The sequence below is a fragment of the Streptomyces sp. FXJ1.172 genome, from assembly GCF_001636945.3.
Taxonomy (GTDB): domain Bacteria; phylum Actinomycetota; class Actinomycetes; order Streptomycetales; family Streptomycetaceae; genus Streptomyces.
Genome location: NZ_CP119133.2, coordinates 2,440,588 through 2,457,521, shown reverse-complemented (window position 1 = coordinate 2,457,521; position 16,934 = coordinate 2,440,588). Strand labels below are relative to the sequence as shown.

The 16,934-nt window shown below is 71.5% G+C and carries 12 protein-coding genes; 4 read left to right on the top strand and 8 right to left on the bottom strand.

Annotated elements, in window-relative coordinates:
• Positions 1-121 precede the first annotated feature (121 nt).
• A complete protein-coding gene (locus A6P39_RS10910; RefSeq protein ID WP_067044900.1) occupies positions 122-2,974 on the bottom strand; it encodes an ATP-binding protein in 2,853 nt (950 codons plus the stop codon).
• A gap of 169 nt (positions 2,975-3,143) precedes the next feature.
• A complete protein-coding gene (locus tag A6P39_RS10905) occupies positions 3,144-3,974 on the bottom strand; it encodes a helix-turn-helix transcriptional regulator (RefSeq protein ID WP_067044897.1) in 831 nt (276 codons plus the stop codon).
• Positions 3,975-4,090: 116 nt separating this feature from the next.
• On the opposite strand from A6P39_RS10905, the gene A6P39_RS10900 reads away from it, so the two are divergent.
• The 3 genes from A6P39_RS10900 (at position 4,091) to hpnH (ending at position 8,452) form a co-directional block, all read left to right on the top strand.
• A complete protein-coding gene (locus A6P39_RS10900; RefSeq protein WP_067044894.1) occupies positions 4,091-5,761 on the top strand; it encodes an AMP-binding protein in 1,671 nt (556 codons plus the stop codon).
• Entirely contained in the window at positions 5,758-7,353 is a 1,596-nt protein-coding gene (locus A6P39_RS10895) for an AMP-binding protein (protein ID WP_067044892.1), read from the top strand. The genes A6P39_RS10900 and A6P39_RS10895 overlap by 4 nt, the downstream gene beginning before the upstream one ends.
• 94 nt (positions 7,354-7,447) lie before the next feature.
• Complete coding sequence (gene hpnH, locus A6P39_RS10890; protein ID WP_067044890.1) at positions 7,448-8,452, top strand: adenosyl-hopene transferase HpnH; 1,005 nt, start codon at positions 7,448-7,450, stop codon at positions 8,450-8,452.
• A 100-nt stretch (positions 8,453-8,552) separates the two neighbouring features.
• On the opposite strand, the gene A6P39_RS10885 is transcribed toward hpnH, so the two are convergent.
• Together A6P39_RS10885 and A6P39_RS10880 are read right to left on the bottom strand one after the other, a co-directional pair.
• Entirely contained in the window at positions 8,553-9,767 is a 1,215-nt protein-coding gene (locus tag A6P39_RS10885; RefSeq protein WP_067044887.1) for a cytochrome P450, read from the bottom strand.
• Between the two features lie 121 nt (positions 9,768-9,888).
• Positions 9,889-10,635, bottom strand: a complete 747-nt coding sequence (locus tag A6P39_RS10880) for a hypothetical protein (protein ID WP_067044884.1) — start codon at positions 10,633-10,635, stop codon at positions 9,889-9,891.
• Positions 10,636-10,878: 243 nt separating this feature from the next.
• On the opposite strand from A6P39_RS10880, the gene gcl reads away from it, so the two are divergent.
• Positions 10,879-12,666: a glyoxylate carboligase gene (gene gcl, locus A6P39_RS10875; RefSeq protein ID WP_079133320.1), complete on the top strand. Its 1,788-nt coding sequence runs from the start codon at positions 10,879-10,881 to the stop codon at positions 12,664-12,666.
• A 124-nt stretch (positions 12,667-12,790) separates the two neighbouring features.
• On the opposite strand, the gene A6P39_RS10870 is transcribed toward gcl, so the two are convergent.
• From A6P39_RS10870 to A6P39_RS10855, 4 genes are all read right to left on the bottom strand, one after another.
• Complete coding sequence (locus A6P39_RS10870) at positions 12,791-13,024, bottom strand: hypothetical protein (protein ID WP_067044878.1); 234 nt, start codon at positions 13,022-13,024, stop codon at positions 12,791-12,793.
• Between the two features lie 449 nt (positions 13,025-13,473).
• The gene (locus A6P39_RS10865) at positions 13,474-14,931 is read right to left on the bottom strand and encodes a catalase (protein ID WP_067044875.1); all 1,458 of its coding nucleotides are present in this window, start codon (positions 14,929-14,931) and stop codon (positions 13,474-13,476) included.
• 184 nt (positions 14,932-15,115) lie between these two features.
• A complete protein-coding gene (locus A6P39_RS10860) occupies positions 15,116-16,009 on the bottom strand; it encodes a 2-hydroxy-3-oxopropionate reductase (protein ID WP_067044872.1) in 894 nt (297 codons plus the stop codon).
• A 42-nt stretch (positions 16,010-16,051) separates the two neighbouring features.
• Complete coding sequence (locus A6P39_RS10855) at positions 16,052-16,891, bottom strand: TIM barrel protein (RefSeq protein WP_067044869.1); 840 nt, start codon at positions 16,889-16,891, stop codon at positions 16,052-16,054.
• Positions 16,892-16,934: the final 43 nt, after the last annotated feature.

Genomic DNA, 16,934 nt, shown 5'->3' with positions numbered 1-16,934 from the left:
CCCGGGCGAGCGGCACGTCCTTTACGCTAGGACCCGGAACCGTCGGCTCCCAATGAGGGAACCCCCTAGCGGGTGTTGTGAGGGAAAACCCTCGGTCCGGTTCAGTTAACCGGTGGCACCGTCACTTCGCGCGGTGGGCCGCCGCCAATCGGACGATGTCGACCCGCGACCGGATCCCCAGTTTGCGGTAGACCCGGGTCAGGGTCGCCTCCACCGTCTTGACGCTGATGAACAGCCGGGCGGCGATCTCCCGGTTGGTGGCGCCCTCCATGACCAGCGCGGCGACCTGGCGCTCCATCGCGGCCAGCACGCCGAGTGCGTCCAGGGCGTCCGCCGCGGCCGGCGCCGGTTCCGGCTCGGGGGCGGTGAGGGCCTCGTCCACCTGGCGCAGCCAGGGCAGCGCCCGGCAGCGGCGGAACATCCGGGTGGCCTCGTCGAAGGCCGCCGTCTGCCGCCGGGCCCCGGCCCCCTCCGCGCCTGCCGCGGGGCGCCGCGGCCGCAGCCGGGCGAGCGCGAACGCGGCCCGCGCCTCCTCCAGCCCGTAGCCGAGCTTGCCGAGCCGGTCCTGAGCGGACGTCAGCTGGCCCACGGCGGCCTCCAGCTCGCCCTGGGCGGCCCGCACCAGCGCCTCGGAGCGGTCCAGGACGGCGAGGACGCTCTCCCGGCCGAGCCTGAGGGCGTGCTCACGGCTGGCGTCGATGACGTCCTGCGCCTCCGCCGGTTCACCGATCCGCACCAGCGCCTCGGCCAGGTCGCCCTGCCAGCGGCCGCGCGCCGGGTCGGTGATGCCGAGCCCCAGCTCCAGCCGGCGCACCCGGCGCAGCGAGCGCACCGTGCCCGCCGGATCCCCGGCCACCAGCTGGGCGTACCCGAGCGCGCCCAGGGCCCGGGAGAGATACATCTGGTCGCCGTCCTCCTCGGCGTGCTGCACCGCCTCCCGGGCGAGCGCCAGGGCCCGGTCGACGTCGCCGGCGGAGGCTTCCGCGAGCGAGGTGAGCATCGCCGAGGCGGTCTCGCCGATCCCGGAGTCCCGGGCCAGGCGCAGGCTGTCGCGGGCCAGCTCCAGCGCGCGCCCGCAGTGCCCGGCGCGCAGCTCGGTCTCGGCGAGGCCGCGCAGGAAGTGCACCTCGCTCTCCACCGAGCCGCGCCGGCGCACCTCGCGCAGCAGCGCGGTCACCGTCGCCCGGGCCTCGGCCAGCTGGTCGCCCATGACCAGCCAGCGGAACCGGGCGCTGAGCGCCCCGTTGTGGTGCCAGGCCACCCGGGGGTCCTGGGGCTCCTTCAGGGCGCGCTTGATGGTGCGGGGCGCCTCCGGGTGGCCCATCAGGGTCTCGGTCTGCGCCTGGAAGGCGAGGGAGAGCAGCTCGGTGCGTCTCTCCCCGCCGCGCGCGGCCAGCTCGGCGGCGTGCGCGGCGGCCTCGCGGGCCTCGGTGAAGTCGCCCTCCACGATCAGGGCCCGCCAGGCCAGCTGGTAGTGCACCAGGGCCAGCAGCCGGGGGTCGTCGCCGGCGTCGGCGAGGGCCTGCGGGAAGATAGCGTCCACCTCGGACATGGTGTGCCCGGCGCTGTCGATGACGATCATCCAGGCCCGCACCCGGTCGGCGGGCACGGCCGCCCGGGCGAGCACCTCGCGGGCGATGTCGCGGGCCAGGTCCAGCTCGCCCGCGGTGATCGCGTCCTCGGCGGCCTGCAGCCGGCGCTCCTCCTGGCTCGGCACACCGTCGGCGGGAGTGTGCCGGGTGGCGAGCAGGCCCAGCTGGGCCGCGACGGAGGGGGCGCCCCGGTCCCGGGCGAGGGCGGCGGCCCCGGCGAGCCGGGCCGCCACCTCCGGGTCGGTGCCCACGGTGGCCAGCGCCAGGTGCCGGGCCCGCTCGATCGGGTCGGAGGCGGCGGTGGACAGGGCCGCGTGCGCGGCGCGCCGCTCGGGCGCGGGCGCCTCGGCGTACAGCGCGGCGGAGATCAGCGGGTGCGCGAACCGTACGGCGGGGGCGTCGGGCTCGGTGGCCAGCAGCCCCAGTTCGGCGGCCTGGGCGCACTCGGCCTCGGCATTGGTCCGGCCGGCCGCGTGCAGCAGCGCCGGGGTGGGGCGGGCGCCGGCGCTGGCCACCAGCAGGGTGCGGCGGGCCTCGACGGAGAGCATGTCCAGGCGGCTGAGGACGAGCGCGCGCAGCGAGGTCGGCACCGGCAGCGGCTCGCCCGGCCGGGGCGGGGTGGGGCTGTCGGCGAGGGCCCGGCCCAGTTCCAGGGCGAACAGCGGATTGCCGCCGGAGGTGCGGTGGATCTCGCGGACCGTGGAGCGGGGCAGCCCGGCGTGACCGCGGTGGTCGAGCAGCTGGGCGACCTGGGTGCGGGTCAGCGCGCCGAGCCGGATCGCGAGGGTGCCCGGCGGGCAGGCGCGCAGGTGCCGGTCGTACTCCTGGCTCTCCTGGCCCTCGGTGCGCACCGCGCACAGCAGCTGCACCGGGGTGCCCTCCAGGCGCCGGGCGGCGAAGCCGAGCAGTTCGGCGCTGGCCGGGTCCAGCCACTGCAGATCGTCGGCGACGACGAGGACGCCGCCCCGGGCGGCCAGCGCGCGCAGCGCGGAGAGCACGGCGAGGCGCAGGGCGAGGCCGTCGCGCTGGAGGCTGGACTCGCCGCGGCCGGTGAGCGCCGACTCCAGGGCGGTGCGCTGGGCGGCGGGCAGCCGGGCGGAGACGTCGTCGAGGACCAGCCCGAAGAGGTCGGCGAGGGCCAGGAAGGGAAGGTGGGATTCGGACTCGGTGGCCGAGCAGCGCAACACGGTGCGCGCGCCGGCGCCGTATTCCTCGGCCAATGCCCGCAGGACGGTCGATTTCCCAATTCCGGCGGGACCGTGGAGCAGCACACTGCCGCCCGAGGCGAGCTGGTCACGAGCGCCGGAGAACAGCTCCTCGCGGCCGATGAGCAGGTCGGGACGGCACCTGGCAGGCTCCTGGAAGTCCCGTCGCACGGTCACCGCTCCCCTCGTGTGTCGTGTTCGAGCCAAATTCTAGGCAACGATCCCTGAAATTCAGACGGATGCCGTGGTGAGGGAAATAACAGGAGTGCAGCCCTGGGGAAAATCAGGGGCTTCCCGCTTGGATCGGCAGGTTCGTTTACTGCTGTCGTGTCCGGCCCGTGAGGGACTACGGCAGCAGCCCGCCCCTGCGGGCCGCCGTCACCGCCTCCCCTCGTGTGTGGGCGCCCAGCTTGCGCATCGCGGAGCGCAGATAGCCCTTGACCGTCTCCGGGCGCAGACCGAGGCGCTCGGCCACCGCCGCGTTGGTGGCCCCCGCCGCCACCCAGGACAGCACGTCCAGTTCGCGCGGCGCCAGAGCCGTGCCCTGGGCCGGGCGCGGCGCGGTCAACAGCCCGCACGCGGCCAGCAGTTCCGCCCGCAGCTGCGGGTCCGTGATCCGGGGCGCCAGCGCCCGCAGCGCGGCGTGCGCCTCGCGCACCTGCTCCCAGGCGGCCGCCCGGGAGCCGTCGGCCGGCTCCGGCCGGGCCGCCGCCAGCAGCCCCCGCGCCTCGTCCCGCACCACCAGCGACTGCTCCACGTCCCGCGCGACGGCCATGGCCGCGCCCAGCGTGCGGTCGCCGAGCGGCTGGGCCGAGCGCAGCGCGCCGTAGAGCACCCCGCGCACCCGGCGCCGGACCACCACCGGCACCGCGAGCACCGAGCGGATGCCCTCGGCGGCCACCTGGACGTCGTACTCGTGGCTGATCTGCCGGGAGCTGGAGTAGTCCGTCACCGCGCACGGCCGGGCCAGCGCCACCGCCTTGCCGCCGAGCCCGTTGCCGGAGGTCACCGCGAGCGCGCGCAGCGACGCCGTGTGCGTGCCGCTCAGCTCGCTGATGCGGATCCGCGGCCGGCCCGACTCGAGCAGCCCGCCGAACGCGACCGGCAGGCCCGTCGCCCGCCGCAGCCGGGCCAGCGCACCACCGATCTCCACTGTCCCCGCCGCCTCTGCCGTCACCTGGTCCGCCCTTCCGGCCGTCCACACCCCCGTTCGGGGGTAGTGAGACCTGCATCACGGATTAGACGATGCCAGAGAGCCGCCCGGCAATGGTCCGGAACAGCAAGGAGTATGCGATGAGCACGGCGACCGAGGAGTTCCGCAACGCCCGGGACTTCCTGCTGCAACACCGCGAGGACTACGCCGGCGCCTGCGGGGGCTTCGCCTGGCCGCGGCCCGCGCACTTCAACTGGGCGCTGGACTGGTTCGACGCGATCGCCGCCGGCAACGACCGCACCGCGCTGCACATCGTCGAGGAGGACGGCGGCGAGACGCGGCTGTCCTTCGCCGAGATGTCCGAGCGGTCGAACCGGGTCGCGAACCACCTGCGGGCCCGGGGCGTCGGAGCCGAGGACCGGATCCTGGTCATGCTCGGCAACCAGGCCGAGTTGTGGGAGACCGCGCTGGCCGCGATGAAGCTGCGCGCGGTCGTCGTCCCCGCCACCCCGCTGCTCGGCCCGGCCGACCTGCGCGACCGGGTGGACCGCGGCCGCATCCGGCACGTGATCGCGCGGGCCGCGGACACCGGCAAGTTCGCCGGGGTTCCGGGCGGTTACACCCGCATCGCCGTGGGCGGCGCGGCGCAGGGCTGGGAGGCCTACGAGGACGCGTACGGCGCGCCCGCCGCGTTCGTGCCCGACGGCCCGACCCTGGCCGACGACCCGCTGATGCTGTACTTCACCTCCGGCACCACCGCCCGCCCCAAACTGGTCGAGCACACCCACACCTCGTACCCGATCGGGCATCTGGCGACCATGTACTGGATCGGCCTGAAACCCGGCGACGTGCATCTGAACATCTCCTCGCCCGGCTGGGCCAAGCACGCCTGGTCCAACCTGTTCGCGCCGTGGAACGCCGAGGCGACCGTCTTCCTGTACAACTACACGCGCTTCGACGCGTCCCGGCTGATGGCCGAGATGGACCGGGCCGGCGTGAGCACCTTCTGCGCCCCGCCGACCGTGTGGCGCATGCTCATCCAGGCCGACCTCGGCCGGCTCGCCACCCCGCCCCGCGAGGCGGTCGCCGCCGGTGAACCGCTGAACCCCGAGGTGATCGAGCAGGTCCGGCGGGCCTGGGGCGTCACCGTCCGGGACGGGTTCGGACAGACCGAGACCGCCGTGCAGGTCTCCAACAGCCCCGGCCAGGTGCTCAAGACCGGTTCCATGGGCCGGCCCAGCCCCGGCTACCGCGTCGAACTCCTCGACCCGGTCTCCGGCGCGCCCGGCGCCGCCGAGGGCGAGATCGCCCTGGACCTGTCCGAACGTCCGGTCGGCCTGATGACCGGCTACCACGGCGACCCGGACCGCACCGCCGAGGCGATGGCCGGCGGCTACTACCGCACCGGGGACATCGCCTCCCGGGACGCGGACGGATATCTGACCTACGTCGGCCGCGCGGACGACGTCTTCAAGGCCTCCGACTACAAGATCAGCCCGTTCGAGCTGGAGAGCGCGCTGCTGGAGCACGAGGCGGTGGCCGAGGCGGCCGTGGTGCCCGCACCGGACGAGCTGCGCCTCGCGGTGCCCAAGGCGTACGTCGTCCTCGCCGAGGGCCACGAGCCCGGCCCGGACACCGCGAAGGTCATCTTCGAGCACTCCCGTCAGGTGCTCGCCCCCTACAAGCGCATCCGCCGGCTGGAGTTCGGCGCCCTGCCCAAGACCGTCTCCGGCAAGATCCGCCGCATCGAGCTGCGCGAGGCCACGGCCCAGGGCTCCGCGAACGAGTACCGCGAGGAGGACTTCCGGTGAGCGCTCCGCTGTCGTACACGCACGGGACCAGTCCGACCGTACTGCTCGGCGACACCATCGGCGCCAGTCTGGACCGGGCCGTGGCGGCCTGGCCCGACCGCGAGGCGCTGGTCGACGTGCCGTCGGGACGGCGCTGGACGTACGCCGAGTTCGGCGCTGCCGTCGAGGAGCTGGCGCAGGCACTGGCCGCCGCCGGGGTCGCCAAGGGCGACCGGGTGGGCATCTGGGCGGTCAACTGCCCGGAGTGGGTGCTGGTGCAGTACGCCACCGCCCGCATCGGCGCGATCATGGTGAACATCAACCCGGCCTACCGCACCCACGAGGCCGAGTACGTCCTGCGCCAGGCGGGCATCCGCCTGCTGTTCGCCTCCCTCAGCCACAAGACCAGCGACTACCGGGCGATGATCGGCCAAGTGCGCGGCCGCTGCCCCGAGTTGCGCGAGGTCGTGTACGTGGGCGACCCGAGCTGGGAGGCGTTCCTCGCGCGGGGCACCGGTGACGCCCGGTACGAGGAACTGTCCTGCGACGACCCCATCAACATCCAGTACACCTCGGGCACGACCGGCTTCCCGAAGGGCGCCACCCTCTCCCACCACAACATCCTCAACAACGGCTATTTCGTAGGGGAGTTGCTCTCCTACACGGAGCAGGACCGGATCTGCGTCCCGGTGCCCTTCTACCACTGCTTCGGCATGGTGATGGGCAACCTCGCGGCCACCTCGCACGGCGCCTGCCTGGTCGTCCCGGCGCCTTCCTTCGACCCGGCGGCCACCCTGGAGGCGGTGCAGCGGGAGCGCTGCACGTCCCTGTACGGCGTGCCGACGATGTTCATCGCGGAGCTGAACCTCCCCGACTTCGCGTCGTACGACCTCTCCACCCTGCGCACCGGCATCATGGCGGGCTCGCCCTGCCCGGTGGAGGTGATGAAGCGGGTCGTCGCCGAGATGCACATGGCGGAGGTCTCCATCTGCTACGGCATGACCGAGACCTCCCCCGTCTCGCTGCAGACCCGCATCGACGACGACCTGGAACACCGCACCGCCACCGTCGGCCGGGTCCTGCCCCACCTCGAGGTCAAGGTCGTCGATCCGGCCACGGGCGTCACCCGGCCCCGGGGCACGGCAGGCGAGCTGTGCACCCGCGGCTACAGCGTGATGCTCGGCTACTGGAACGAGCCGGAGAAGAGCGCCGAGGCTATCGACGCGGGCCGCTGGATGCACACCGGGGACCTGGCGGTGATGCGCGAGGACGGATACGTCGAGATCGTCGGCCGCATCAAGGACATGATCATCCGGGGCGGCGAGAACATCTACCCGCGCGAGATCGAGGAGTTCCTCCACGCCCACCCGAAGATCAAGGACGTCCAGGTCGTCGGGGTGCCGCACGAGAAGTACGGCGAGGAGGTCCTGGCCTGCGTGATCCCGCAGGACGCGGCCGACCCGCCCACTCTGCACGAGGTGCGCGCCTTCTGCGAGGGCCGGCTCGCGCACTACAAGATCCCGGGCAGTGTGCGGATTCTGGATGCCTTTCCGATGACGGTGAGCGGAAAGGTGCGCAAGATCGAACTGAGGGAGGCGTACGCCAATTCGTGACCTGGACCTGTCCCGCGCGACGTGTGCGTGCACGATGCACTGGGCACACCTGAAAGCCTGAAAGAGCTTCGTGCGTGGGACTGGGGAGAACGGTATGAGCCTGCCGCTGCACCTGTCGTTAAAGCTCGGCGCCCATCTGATCAAGCAGAAGATCCGGCGGGTGGAGAAGTTCCCGCTGCTGGTGGAGGTGGAGACCCTCTTCGCCTGCAACCTCGCCTGCGCCGGCTGCGGGAAGATCCAGCATCCGCACGACGTGCTCAAGCAGCGGATGCCCGTGCAGCAGGCGGTCGGAGCCGTCGAGGAGTGCGGTGCGCCGATGGTGGCGTTGTCCGGTGGCGAGCCGCTGATGCACCCTCAGATCCACGAGATCGTCAGGCAGTTGGTCAAGCGCAGGAAATTCGTGGTGCTGTGCACCAACGCGCTGCTGCTGCCCAGGCACATCGACAAGTTCAGGCCGGACAAGAACTTCGCCTGGATGGTGCACATCGACGGGATGCGGGAGCAGCACGACGCGGCCGTCAGCAAGGAGGGTGTGTTCGACAAGGCCGTCGAGGCCATCAGACTCGCCAAGTCCAAGGGCTTCCAGGTGTATACGAACAGCACGTTCTTCAACACCGATTCGCCCCAGACGGTGATCGACGTCCTCACGTTCCTCAACGACGAGGTCGGCGTCGACCGCATGGAGATCTCCCCGGGATACGCCTATGAGAAGGCTCCCGACCAGGACCGCTTCCTGGGGGTGGAGCAGACCCGCGAGTTGTTCCGCAAGGCGTTCGCCGACGGCCGCCGCAAGAAGTGGCGCTTCAACCACTCCACGTTGTTCCTCGATTTCCTCGAGGGCAAGGTGGAGTTCGAGTGCACGCCGTGGGGCATCCCGTCGTATTCCCTCAAGGGCTGGCAGCTGCCCTGCTATCTGATGGCCGACGGCCATGTCGCCACCTACCGTGAACTGCTGCAGAACACGCAGTGGGAGAAGTACGGCCGCGGCAAGGACCCGCGGTGCGACAACTGCATGGCGCACTGCGGCTACGAGCCCAGCGCGGTGCTCGCGACCATGGGCTCGCTGCGCGAGAGCCTGCGCGCGATCACGGTGAAGTAGCCCGCGAGGCAGCCCGCGGCCGCCCGGCCGAGGGGGGCGGAACGCGCCGTGGTCCGGTTCCGGCCGGGCCACGGCACGTCGGGCCGGTCACCGCCGTCCGTCACCACTCCACGGGGAGCGCGACCGGACCTTCCGTGATGAGGTTCTGGTGGGCCCGTATCTCCTGCGGCGGGACCGCGAGCCGCAGCCTCGGGAAACGGTCGAGGAGCGATCCGACGGCGATCTGCATCTCCACGCGCGCCAGTGGAGCGCCGATGCAGAAATAGCGCCCGTGTCCCAGCGTGAGGTGCGCATTGGGCCGGCGGTCGATGCGGAACTCGTCGGGATCGCCGAACTGCTCCGGATCCCGGTTCGCCGCGAAGTGCGGCACGATCACGGTCGCGCCCTTGGGGATCACGGTGCCGCCGAGGGGCACGTCCTCCAGGGTCTGGCGCGGGATGCCGTACCCGGAGTCCAGCGGGGCGTAGCGCAGCATCTCCTCGACCGCGCTGTGCAGCAGCGAGCGGTCCGCCCGCAGCGCCGCCAGCTGCCCGGGATTGCGGAACAGGGCGAACATGCCCTTGCCGAGGGCGTTGCCGGTGGTCTCGTAACCGGCGATGAACAGCCCGTGCGCCGTCACCAGCAGTTCCGCCTCGGTGAGCCGTCCGGCGTCGGAGTCGTGCAGATGGACGAGCTGGGTGAGCAGGTCGTCGCCGTCCTCGTGGCGCTTGCGCTCGACCAGCTCCTTGAAGAAGCCCTCCATGTCGGCGTTGAGCTGCGCGATGTCCTCGGAGGAGCGGCCGGTCAGCGCCACGGAGTCGCGGGCCCACTTGCGAAAGCGGTCCTGGTCGGTGTTGGGCACCCCGAGCAGCTCGCAGATGACCTCCATGGGCAGCGGGAAGTGGTACGCGTCCACCAGGTCGGCGGGCGGTCCCTGCTCCTCCATGGCGTCGAGGAGTCCGTCGACGATCTCCTGCATCCGGGGGCGCAGCGTCTCGACGTAGCGCGGGGTGAACGCCTTGCTGACGATCTTCCGCCAGCGCTCGTGGTCCGAGAGCTGGGCGGGGCGGGCGTTCATGGTGTCGTCGAAGCCGCCGTCCTCGGTGAGCCGCGCCGCGTCCTCGCCGATCCGGATGAAACGTTTGTCCGCGAAGGCCGTGCGGGCGTGGTCGTAGCGCGTGATCAGCCAGGCGAGGTCACCGCTCGGCAGCCGGACCTGGGTGACGGGATCCGCACGCCGTAACTGCGCGTACGGGCAGGGCGGCTGCAGCATGTCGTCGTGCGGGAAGGGGAACGAAGGGAGGTCCAATTCAGTCCGGGTCGTTTCCGTCGTCATGATCACCTTTCGAGGCGCATGGTCTCGGTGATGCGAACTGACAGAATCACAACCGAACTAGACCGAAAATGCGCCGACTTGACCTCCTCTAAATAAAGTTGCGGCGCCTTGTGGCATGTGCTCAGGGCTCGGCGGCGCCGAGTTCACCCGCCGGTGTGTTGACCGGGTGCGGAGTGCCCGTGAGGTCGAGGACGAACAGGGGCACGCGCAGGGCGTCGGCCCGGCTGCGGGCGTCGTCGGTGTAGCCGGCGAGGGAGAAGTAGACACAGCCCGCGGACTCCGTCATCGCGGTCAGCCACAGGCACTCCACGTCCCGCGGCGCGGCCGGGCGCACGGCCGGGTCCACCTGCGCCAGCAGTCCCCGGGCGGCCAGCCCGATCCCCCGCGGCTGGCGCTGGTCGGCACGGCGGATGTCCCGGTACCCGAGCCAGCGCAGATACAGCGCGGCGTTGGTGACGGCGTCCCGGGCGGTGTGGATGGGCCGGGGCCGGAAGGCGGGGCGCGGGGCATCCGCCCCGGAACCGGTGGCGGGCCCGGACCGTGGAGCCGGCCGCGGGCGTGCCGCCGGGGCCGCCCGCGGCCCAGGCGCGGGGGGCCGCGGCGGGGCCGGTCCGGTCACCGGGATGCGCAGGACCGTGCCGCACGGGCAGCCGAGTTCCGGCTGCGGCCACTGGCTCAGGCGGCCGCAGGCCGGGCAGGGCAGCGTGAGCCACTCGTCGTCCCAGGCTCGGTGTGCCGCGACGACCGGTTCGGCGGCCGGATCCAGCCGCGGGGCGGTGGGGGCCCCGCATGCGCAAGGGTAGGACGGCGCGGTGTAGAGGTGTTCGCGCCGGCAGGCCGGACAGCGCACCTGGACGCTCTCGGGCATGGCCCCACCCACTCCAGCGGTGTCACGTCGGGACGGACGCCCTCATCGTCCTCCTGCCGCACTCCCTTTGTCCCCCACTTGGCCTCTCTTGACGGCGTCCGCACGTCCCCCTACATTGTTTCCAGATAGCAGAAGTTAATTTCCGCAATACGGAAGTAGCGCGGAAGTAGTCACTCTGGAGACTGTGCTCACCGCGGGGCGCGACGGGAGTACGCATCCGAGAAGCCGAGGCAGGAGTACTCGATGGCTCGTATGACCGCTGCCCGCGCGGCAGTTGAGATCCTCAAGCGCGAGGGCGTCACCGACGCCTTCGGTGTGCCGGGCGCGGCGATCAACCCCTTCTACAAGGCGCTCAAGGAGGGTGGCGGCATCAACCACACCCTCGCCCGCCATGTCGAGGGCGCCTCCCACATGGCCGAGGGCTACACCCGTACCAAGCCGGGCAACATCGGCGTCTGCATCGGCACCTCCGGCCCGGCGGGCACCGACATGATCACCGGCCTGTACTCGGCCATCGGCGACTCCGTCCCGATCCTGTGCATCACGGGCCAGGCGCCCACCCACGTGATCCACAAGGAGGACTTCCAGGCCGTCGACATCGCCTCGATCGCGAAGCCGGTCACGAAGATGGCGGTCACCGTCCTGGAGGCCGCGCAGGTCCCCGGCGTCTTCCAGCAGGCCTTCCACCTGATGCGCTCCGGCCGTCCCGGCCCGGTCCTGATCGACCTGCCCATCGACGTCCAGCTGACCGAGATCGAGTTCGACCCGGAGACGTACGAGCCGCTGCCGGTCTACAAGCCGGCCGCCACCCGCGCCCAGATCGAGAAGGCGATCTCCTTCCTGCTCGACTCCGAGCGCCCGGTCATCGTCGCCGGCGGCGGCATCATCGGCGCCGACGCCGCCGGCCTGCTGGTGGAGTTCGCCGAGCTGACGCAGACCCCGGTCATCCCGACCCTGATGGGCTGGGGCGCCCTGCCCGACGACCACGAGCTGAACGCCGGCATGGTCGGCGTCCAGACCTCGCACCGCTACGGCAACGCGAACTTCCTGGAGTCGGACTTCGTCCTCGGCATCGGCAACCGCTGGGCCAACCGCCACACCGGCTACAAGCTCGACGTCTACCGCGGCGAGCGCAAGTTCGTCCACGTCGACATCGAGCCCACCCAGATCGGCAAGATCTTCCCGCCGGACTACGGTGTCGTCTCCGACGCCAAGGCCGCCCTCGAGCTGTTCATCGAGGTGGCGAAGGAGCTGAAGGCCGCGGGCAAGCTGCCCGACCGCGCCGGCTGGGTCGCCTCGACGCAGGAGCGGAAGGCGACCCTTCTGCGCCGTACGCACTTCGACAACGTGCCGATGAAGCCGCAGCGCGTGTACGAGGAGATGAACAAGGCCTTCGGCCCGGACACCCGGTACGTCACCACGATCGGCCTCTCCCAGATCGCCGGCGCGCAGATGCTGCACGTCTACAAGCCCCGCCACTGGATCAACTGCGGCCAGGCCGGCCCGCTCGGCTGGACCATCCCGGCCGCGATCGGCGTCGCCAAGGCGGACCCGGACGCCCCGGTCGTCGCGCTGTCCGGCGACTACGACTTCCAGTTCCTGATCGAGGAGCTGGCGGTCGCCGCCCAGCACCGGATCCCCTACGTCCACGTGCTGGTGAACAACGCCTACCTGGGCCTGATCCGCCAGGCGCAGATCGGCCTGGACATCAACTTCCAGGTCAACCTGGAGTTCGAGAACATCAACACTCCGGAGATCGGCGTCTACGGCGTGGACCACGTCAAGGTCGCCGAGGGCCTGGGCTGCAAGGCGATCCGGGTCACCGAGCCGGAGCAGCTGGGCGCGGCCTTCGAGCAGGCGAAGAAACTGGCCGCGGAGCACCGGGTGCCGGTCGTCGTCGAGGCGATCCTGGAGCGGATCACCAACATCTCGATGAGCCGCACCATGGACATCAGCGACATCTCCGAGTTCGAGGACCTGGCCACCGAGCCGGGCCACGCGCCGACGTCGGTCAAGCCGCTGAAGGTCTGACAGCCGCGGCACCACGAGCAGGGGCGGCCCGTCCGGAAGGACGGGCCGCCCTTCGGCGTCCGGGCGTGCGTGACCCGCGTACGGCCGCTGCGCGCTCCCGTACGGTCGTCCCCGGGGCCGCGCCCTACACCTCGTGCTCGGACAGCCCCGGCCAGTCCTCCGGGCCGCCGCCCTGCCACTCGATCAGATCGCTCTCCTCCACCTCGATGCGGTCGAGGTCGGCGAGCCGCAGGATCTCCACGACGTCGTCCAGGTGGGAGGCGATCCCCAGCATCACGTCGCCCTCGGTGACCCGCCGGGAGCCGTCCAGGGCCGGGGCGTGGACCACGATGTGCGGGTACTGCGTCGGATTGCCCATGCCCTCAGCCTCCTGCGGATGCGCCCGCCGCGCACGCCGGACCGACGACGCCCGGCAGCCACCCCGCACGCGCACGGCAGCGCCCCCTGGACCAGGTGGATCCAGGGGGCGCTGCTCAGGTGGTCTGACAGCCGTCCGACGGCGCGAGGCTGGGCGCGACAGGTCGTTCGCGCCGCCGGACGGGGCTGGTGGAGACCCCCGTGAGCGGGGGTCCGGGTGGGGACCGCGGCGGGTGCGACGGAAGCCGGTTCCCCTTCCCTCTGGTCGAGAAGGGGACGCGGATCCTTCACCACCGCACTGGCTCACACGCCGCCGCGGTCCTCGCCCTGCCCGGGCCCTCCGCCCGCCGGCCACCCCTCATCCGGGCCGCCGGGCGTCCTGCGCGGGCCGCGTGCGGAATTCCTGACCTCACGTCAGATTCCGTACGCCGTCCAGGTGTTGCCGGTCGCTCAGTCCTCGCGCAGGGCGCGGACCGCCTCCTCCACGCGCTTGCCGTACTCCGGGTCGGCGGCGTGGAAGTGGGCCAGGTTCTTCTCGATCACGTCGTCGCGGGAGACCTGCGAGAGGCCGCCGGCGATGTTCGCGACGAGGCGGGACTTCTCCTCCGGGGACATCAGGCGGTACAGCTCGCCCGCCTGGAAGAAGTCGTCGTCCTTGGTGTGCAGGGGCGCCTCGTGGGTGCCGGTGTGGCCGAAGACCGCCAGCGGGGCCGACAGCGGGCGGCCGGTCTGCGCCGGGCCGTCGTAGGAATTCGGCTCGTAGTTCTTGGCGTCGCGGCCCTGGCCGTTGACCGCCATGAGGCCGTCGCGGCCGTAGTTCTGCGCGGTGGTCGCCTTCGGGGCGTTCACGGCGAGCTGGGTGTGGTTGACGCCCAGGCGGTAGCGGTGCGCGTCCGCGTAGGCGAACAGGCGGCCCTGGAGCATCTTGTCGGGGGAGGGGCCGATGCCCGGAACGAAGTTGTTCGGGGAGAACGCGGCCTGCTCGACCTCGGCGAAGACGTTGTCCGGGTTGCGGTCGAGGACCAGACGGCCCACGCGCTGGAGCGGGTGGTCCTTGTGCGGCCACACCTTGGTCAGGTCGAACGGGTTGAAGCGGTAGTCCGCCGCCTCGGCCGCCGGCATGATCTGCACGTACAGGGTCCAGGACGGGTGCACCCCGCGCTCGATCGCCTGGAGCAGGTCCGTCTGGTGCGAGTTGGGGTCCTTGCCCGCCAGCTCCGCGGCCTGCTCGCTGCTCAGGGACCGGATGCCCTGGTTGGTCTTGAAGTGGTACTTGACGAAGAAGGCCTCGCCCTCGGCGTTCGTCCACTGGTAGGTGTGCGAGCCGTAGCCGTTCATGTGGCGGTACGACGCCGGGATGCCGCGGTCGCCCATCAGCCAGGTCACCTGGTGCGTGGCCTCGGGGGCGTGTGCCCAGAAGTCCCAGACGTTGTCCGCCTCCTGACGGCCCGTGAACGGGTCGCGCTTTTGCGAGTGGATGAAGTCGGGGAACTTGATCGGGTCCTTGATGAAGAACACCGGGGTGTTGTTGCCGACGAGGTCGTAGTTGCCCTCCTCGGTGTAGAACTTCACGGCGAAGCCGCGCGGGTCGCGGACGGCGTCGGCGCCGCCGAGCGAGTCGGCGACGGTCGAGAAGCGCAGGAACACCTCGGTGCGCTTGCCGATCTCGCTGAGGAAGCCGGCGTGGGTGTAGCCGGTGACGTCGTCCGTCACCTCGAAGTGGCCGTACGCGCCGGAGCCACGGGCGTGCACCACACGCTCCGGGATGCGCTCGCGGTTGAAGCGCGCGAGCTTCTCCAGGAGGTGCTGGTCCTGGAGCAGGAGCGGGCCGCCGACGCCGGCGGAGGCGGAGTTCTGGTTGTCGGCGACAGGGGCGCCGGACTCTGTCGTGAGCACGCGCTTCGACATCGTGGACCTTCCGTACGAGGGGCAGCGGAAAGCTGTTTCCGCTTTGTGGAGCCTAAGTTCGGGCCCTTCAGGCGTCAACAGTTTGTTGAAGCTCCGGGCCGGGGGATGTGTTCCGGGCCGCGGCGGCGCCTGGGCGCGACAGGACAGGTGTCAGCGCCGCCGCGGCCCGGAAGTCTCGGGAGTGTCAGACCTGGGCGCCGGACAGGCGCTCCACGGCCCGCAGCAGGGCGGAGTGGTCCAGGCCGCCGTCACCCTGGGCGCGCAGCGAGGCGACCAGCTGGGCGACCACGGCGCCGACCGGCAGCGCGGCGCCGACGTTGCGGGCCGCGTCGGTCACGATGCCCATGTCCTTGTGGTGCAGGTCGATGCGGAAGCCCGGCTTGAAGTCGCGGTTCAGGAAGTTGTCCTTCTTGCGGGTCAGCACGGTCGAGCCCGCCAGACCGCCGTTCAGGACGTCCAGCGCGGCCGCGAGGTCCACGCCCGACTTCTCCAGGAAGACCACGGCCTCGGCGCAGGCCTGGATGTTCACGGCGACGATCAGCTGGTTGGCGGCCTTCACGGTCTGGCCGGAGCCGTGCGGGCCGCACAGCACGATGGTCTTGCCCAGCGCGTCGAAGATCGGCCTGGCGATGTCGAAGTCGGCCTGCTCGCCGCCGACCATGATCGACAGTACGGCCTCGACGGCGCCGGCCTCACCGCCGGACACCGGGGCGTCGAGGACCCGGATGCCCTTGTCCTTCGCGGCCGCGGCCAGGTCGACCGAGGTCTGCGGGGTGATCGAGGACATGTCGATCAGCAGGGCGCCCTGCCTGGCGTTCTCCAGGATGCCGTCGGGTCCGTAGGCGATGGCCTCGACCTGCGGGGACGCGGGCACCATGGTGATGATCACGTCGGCGTCGCGCACGGCCTCGGCGATCGAGGAGGCGGCGGTGCCGCCGGCGGCGGTCAGGCGGTCCAGCTTGTCCTGCTCCAGGGTGAAGCCGGTGACCCGGTAACCCGCCTTGATCAGGTTCTCGGACATGGGGGAGCCCATGATGCCGAGGCCGATCCACGCGATCTTGGGAAGGTTGCTGCTCATGGTTGGGGTGCCTCTCTCAACTGCTGTGCAAAGTCGGGGGGTTCAGCGCGCCGCACGCGCTTCGCGCGGGAGCCAGCCGAAGGTCTCGGCGCTCGGGCGGTCGCCGGCCTTGTACTCCAGGCCCACCCAGCCGTCGTAACCGGCCTTCCTCAGCTGGTCGAGCAGCTCCTCCAGGGGGAGCGAGCCGGTGCCGGGGGCGCCGCGGCCGGGGTTGTCGGCGATCTGCACGTGGCCGGTCTTGGCCGCGTAACCCTCGATCACCGACGGGAGGTCCTCGCCGTTCATGGACAGGTGGTACAGGTCCATCAGGAACTTCGCGTTCCCGAGGCCCGTCGCCTCGTTGACCTTGTCCACGATCTCGATCGCCTTGGGCGCGCTCACGATCGGGCACTTCGGCGACTCGGGCCGGTTGAGGGCCTCGATCAGGACGGTCCCGCCGACCTGGCCGACGGCGCGGGCCGCGAGGACCAGGTTCTCCAGGGCGAGCGCGTCCTGCTCGGCCGGGTCCACGCCCTCGACGCGGTTGCCGTACAGGGCGTTGAACGTCGTGCAGCCGAGGGACTGGGCGAAGGTGATGGCCACCTCGATGTTGGCGCGGAACCTCTCCGACTCCTCGCCCGGCACCGACAGGGCGCCGCGGTCCGGGCCCGGCAGCTGTCCGGCGTAGAAGTTCAGCCCCGTGAGCTGCACGCCCGCGTCCTCGACCGCCTTCTTCAGGCCGTCGAGCTCGGACTGCTCGGGGGTGGGGGAGTCGACCCAGGGCCACCACAGCTCGACCGCCGTGAAGCCCGCCGCGGCGGCGGCCGCGGGACGCTCCAGGAGCGGGAGTTCCGTGAAGAGGATCGACAGGTTGACGTTGAAGCGCTGGTCTGCGAATCCCATCGGGGGCCGCGCTCCCTTCCGTGCTTGAGATTCCGTATAGCGG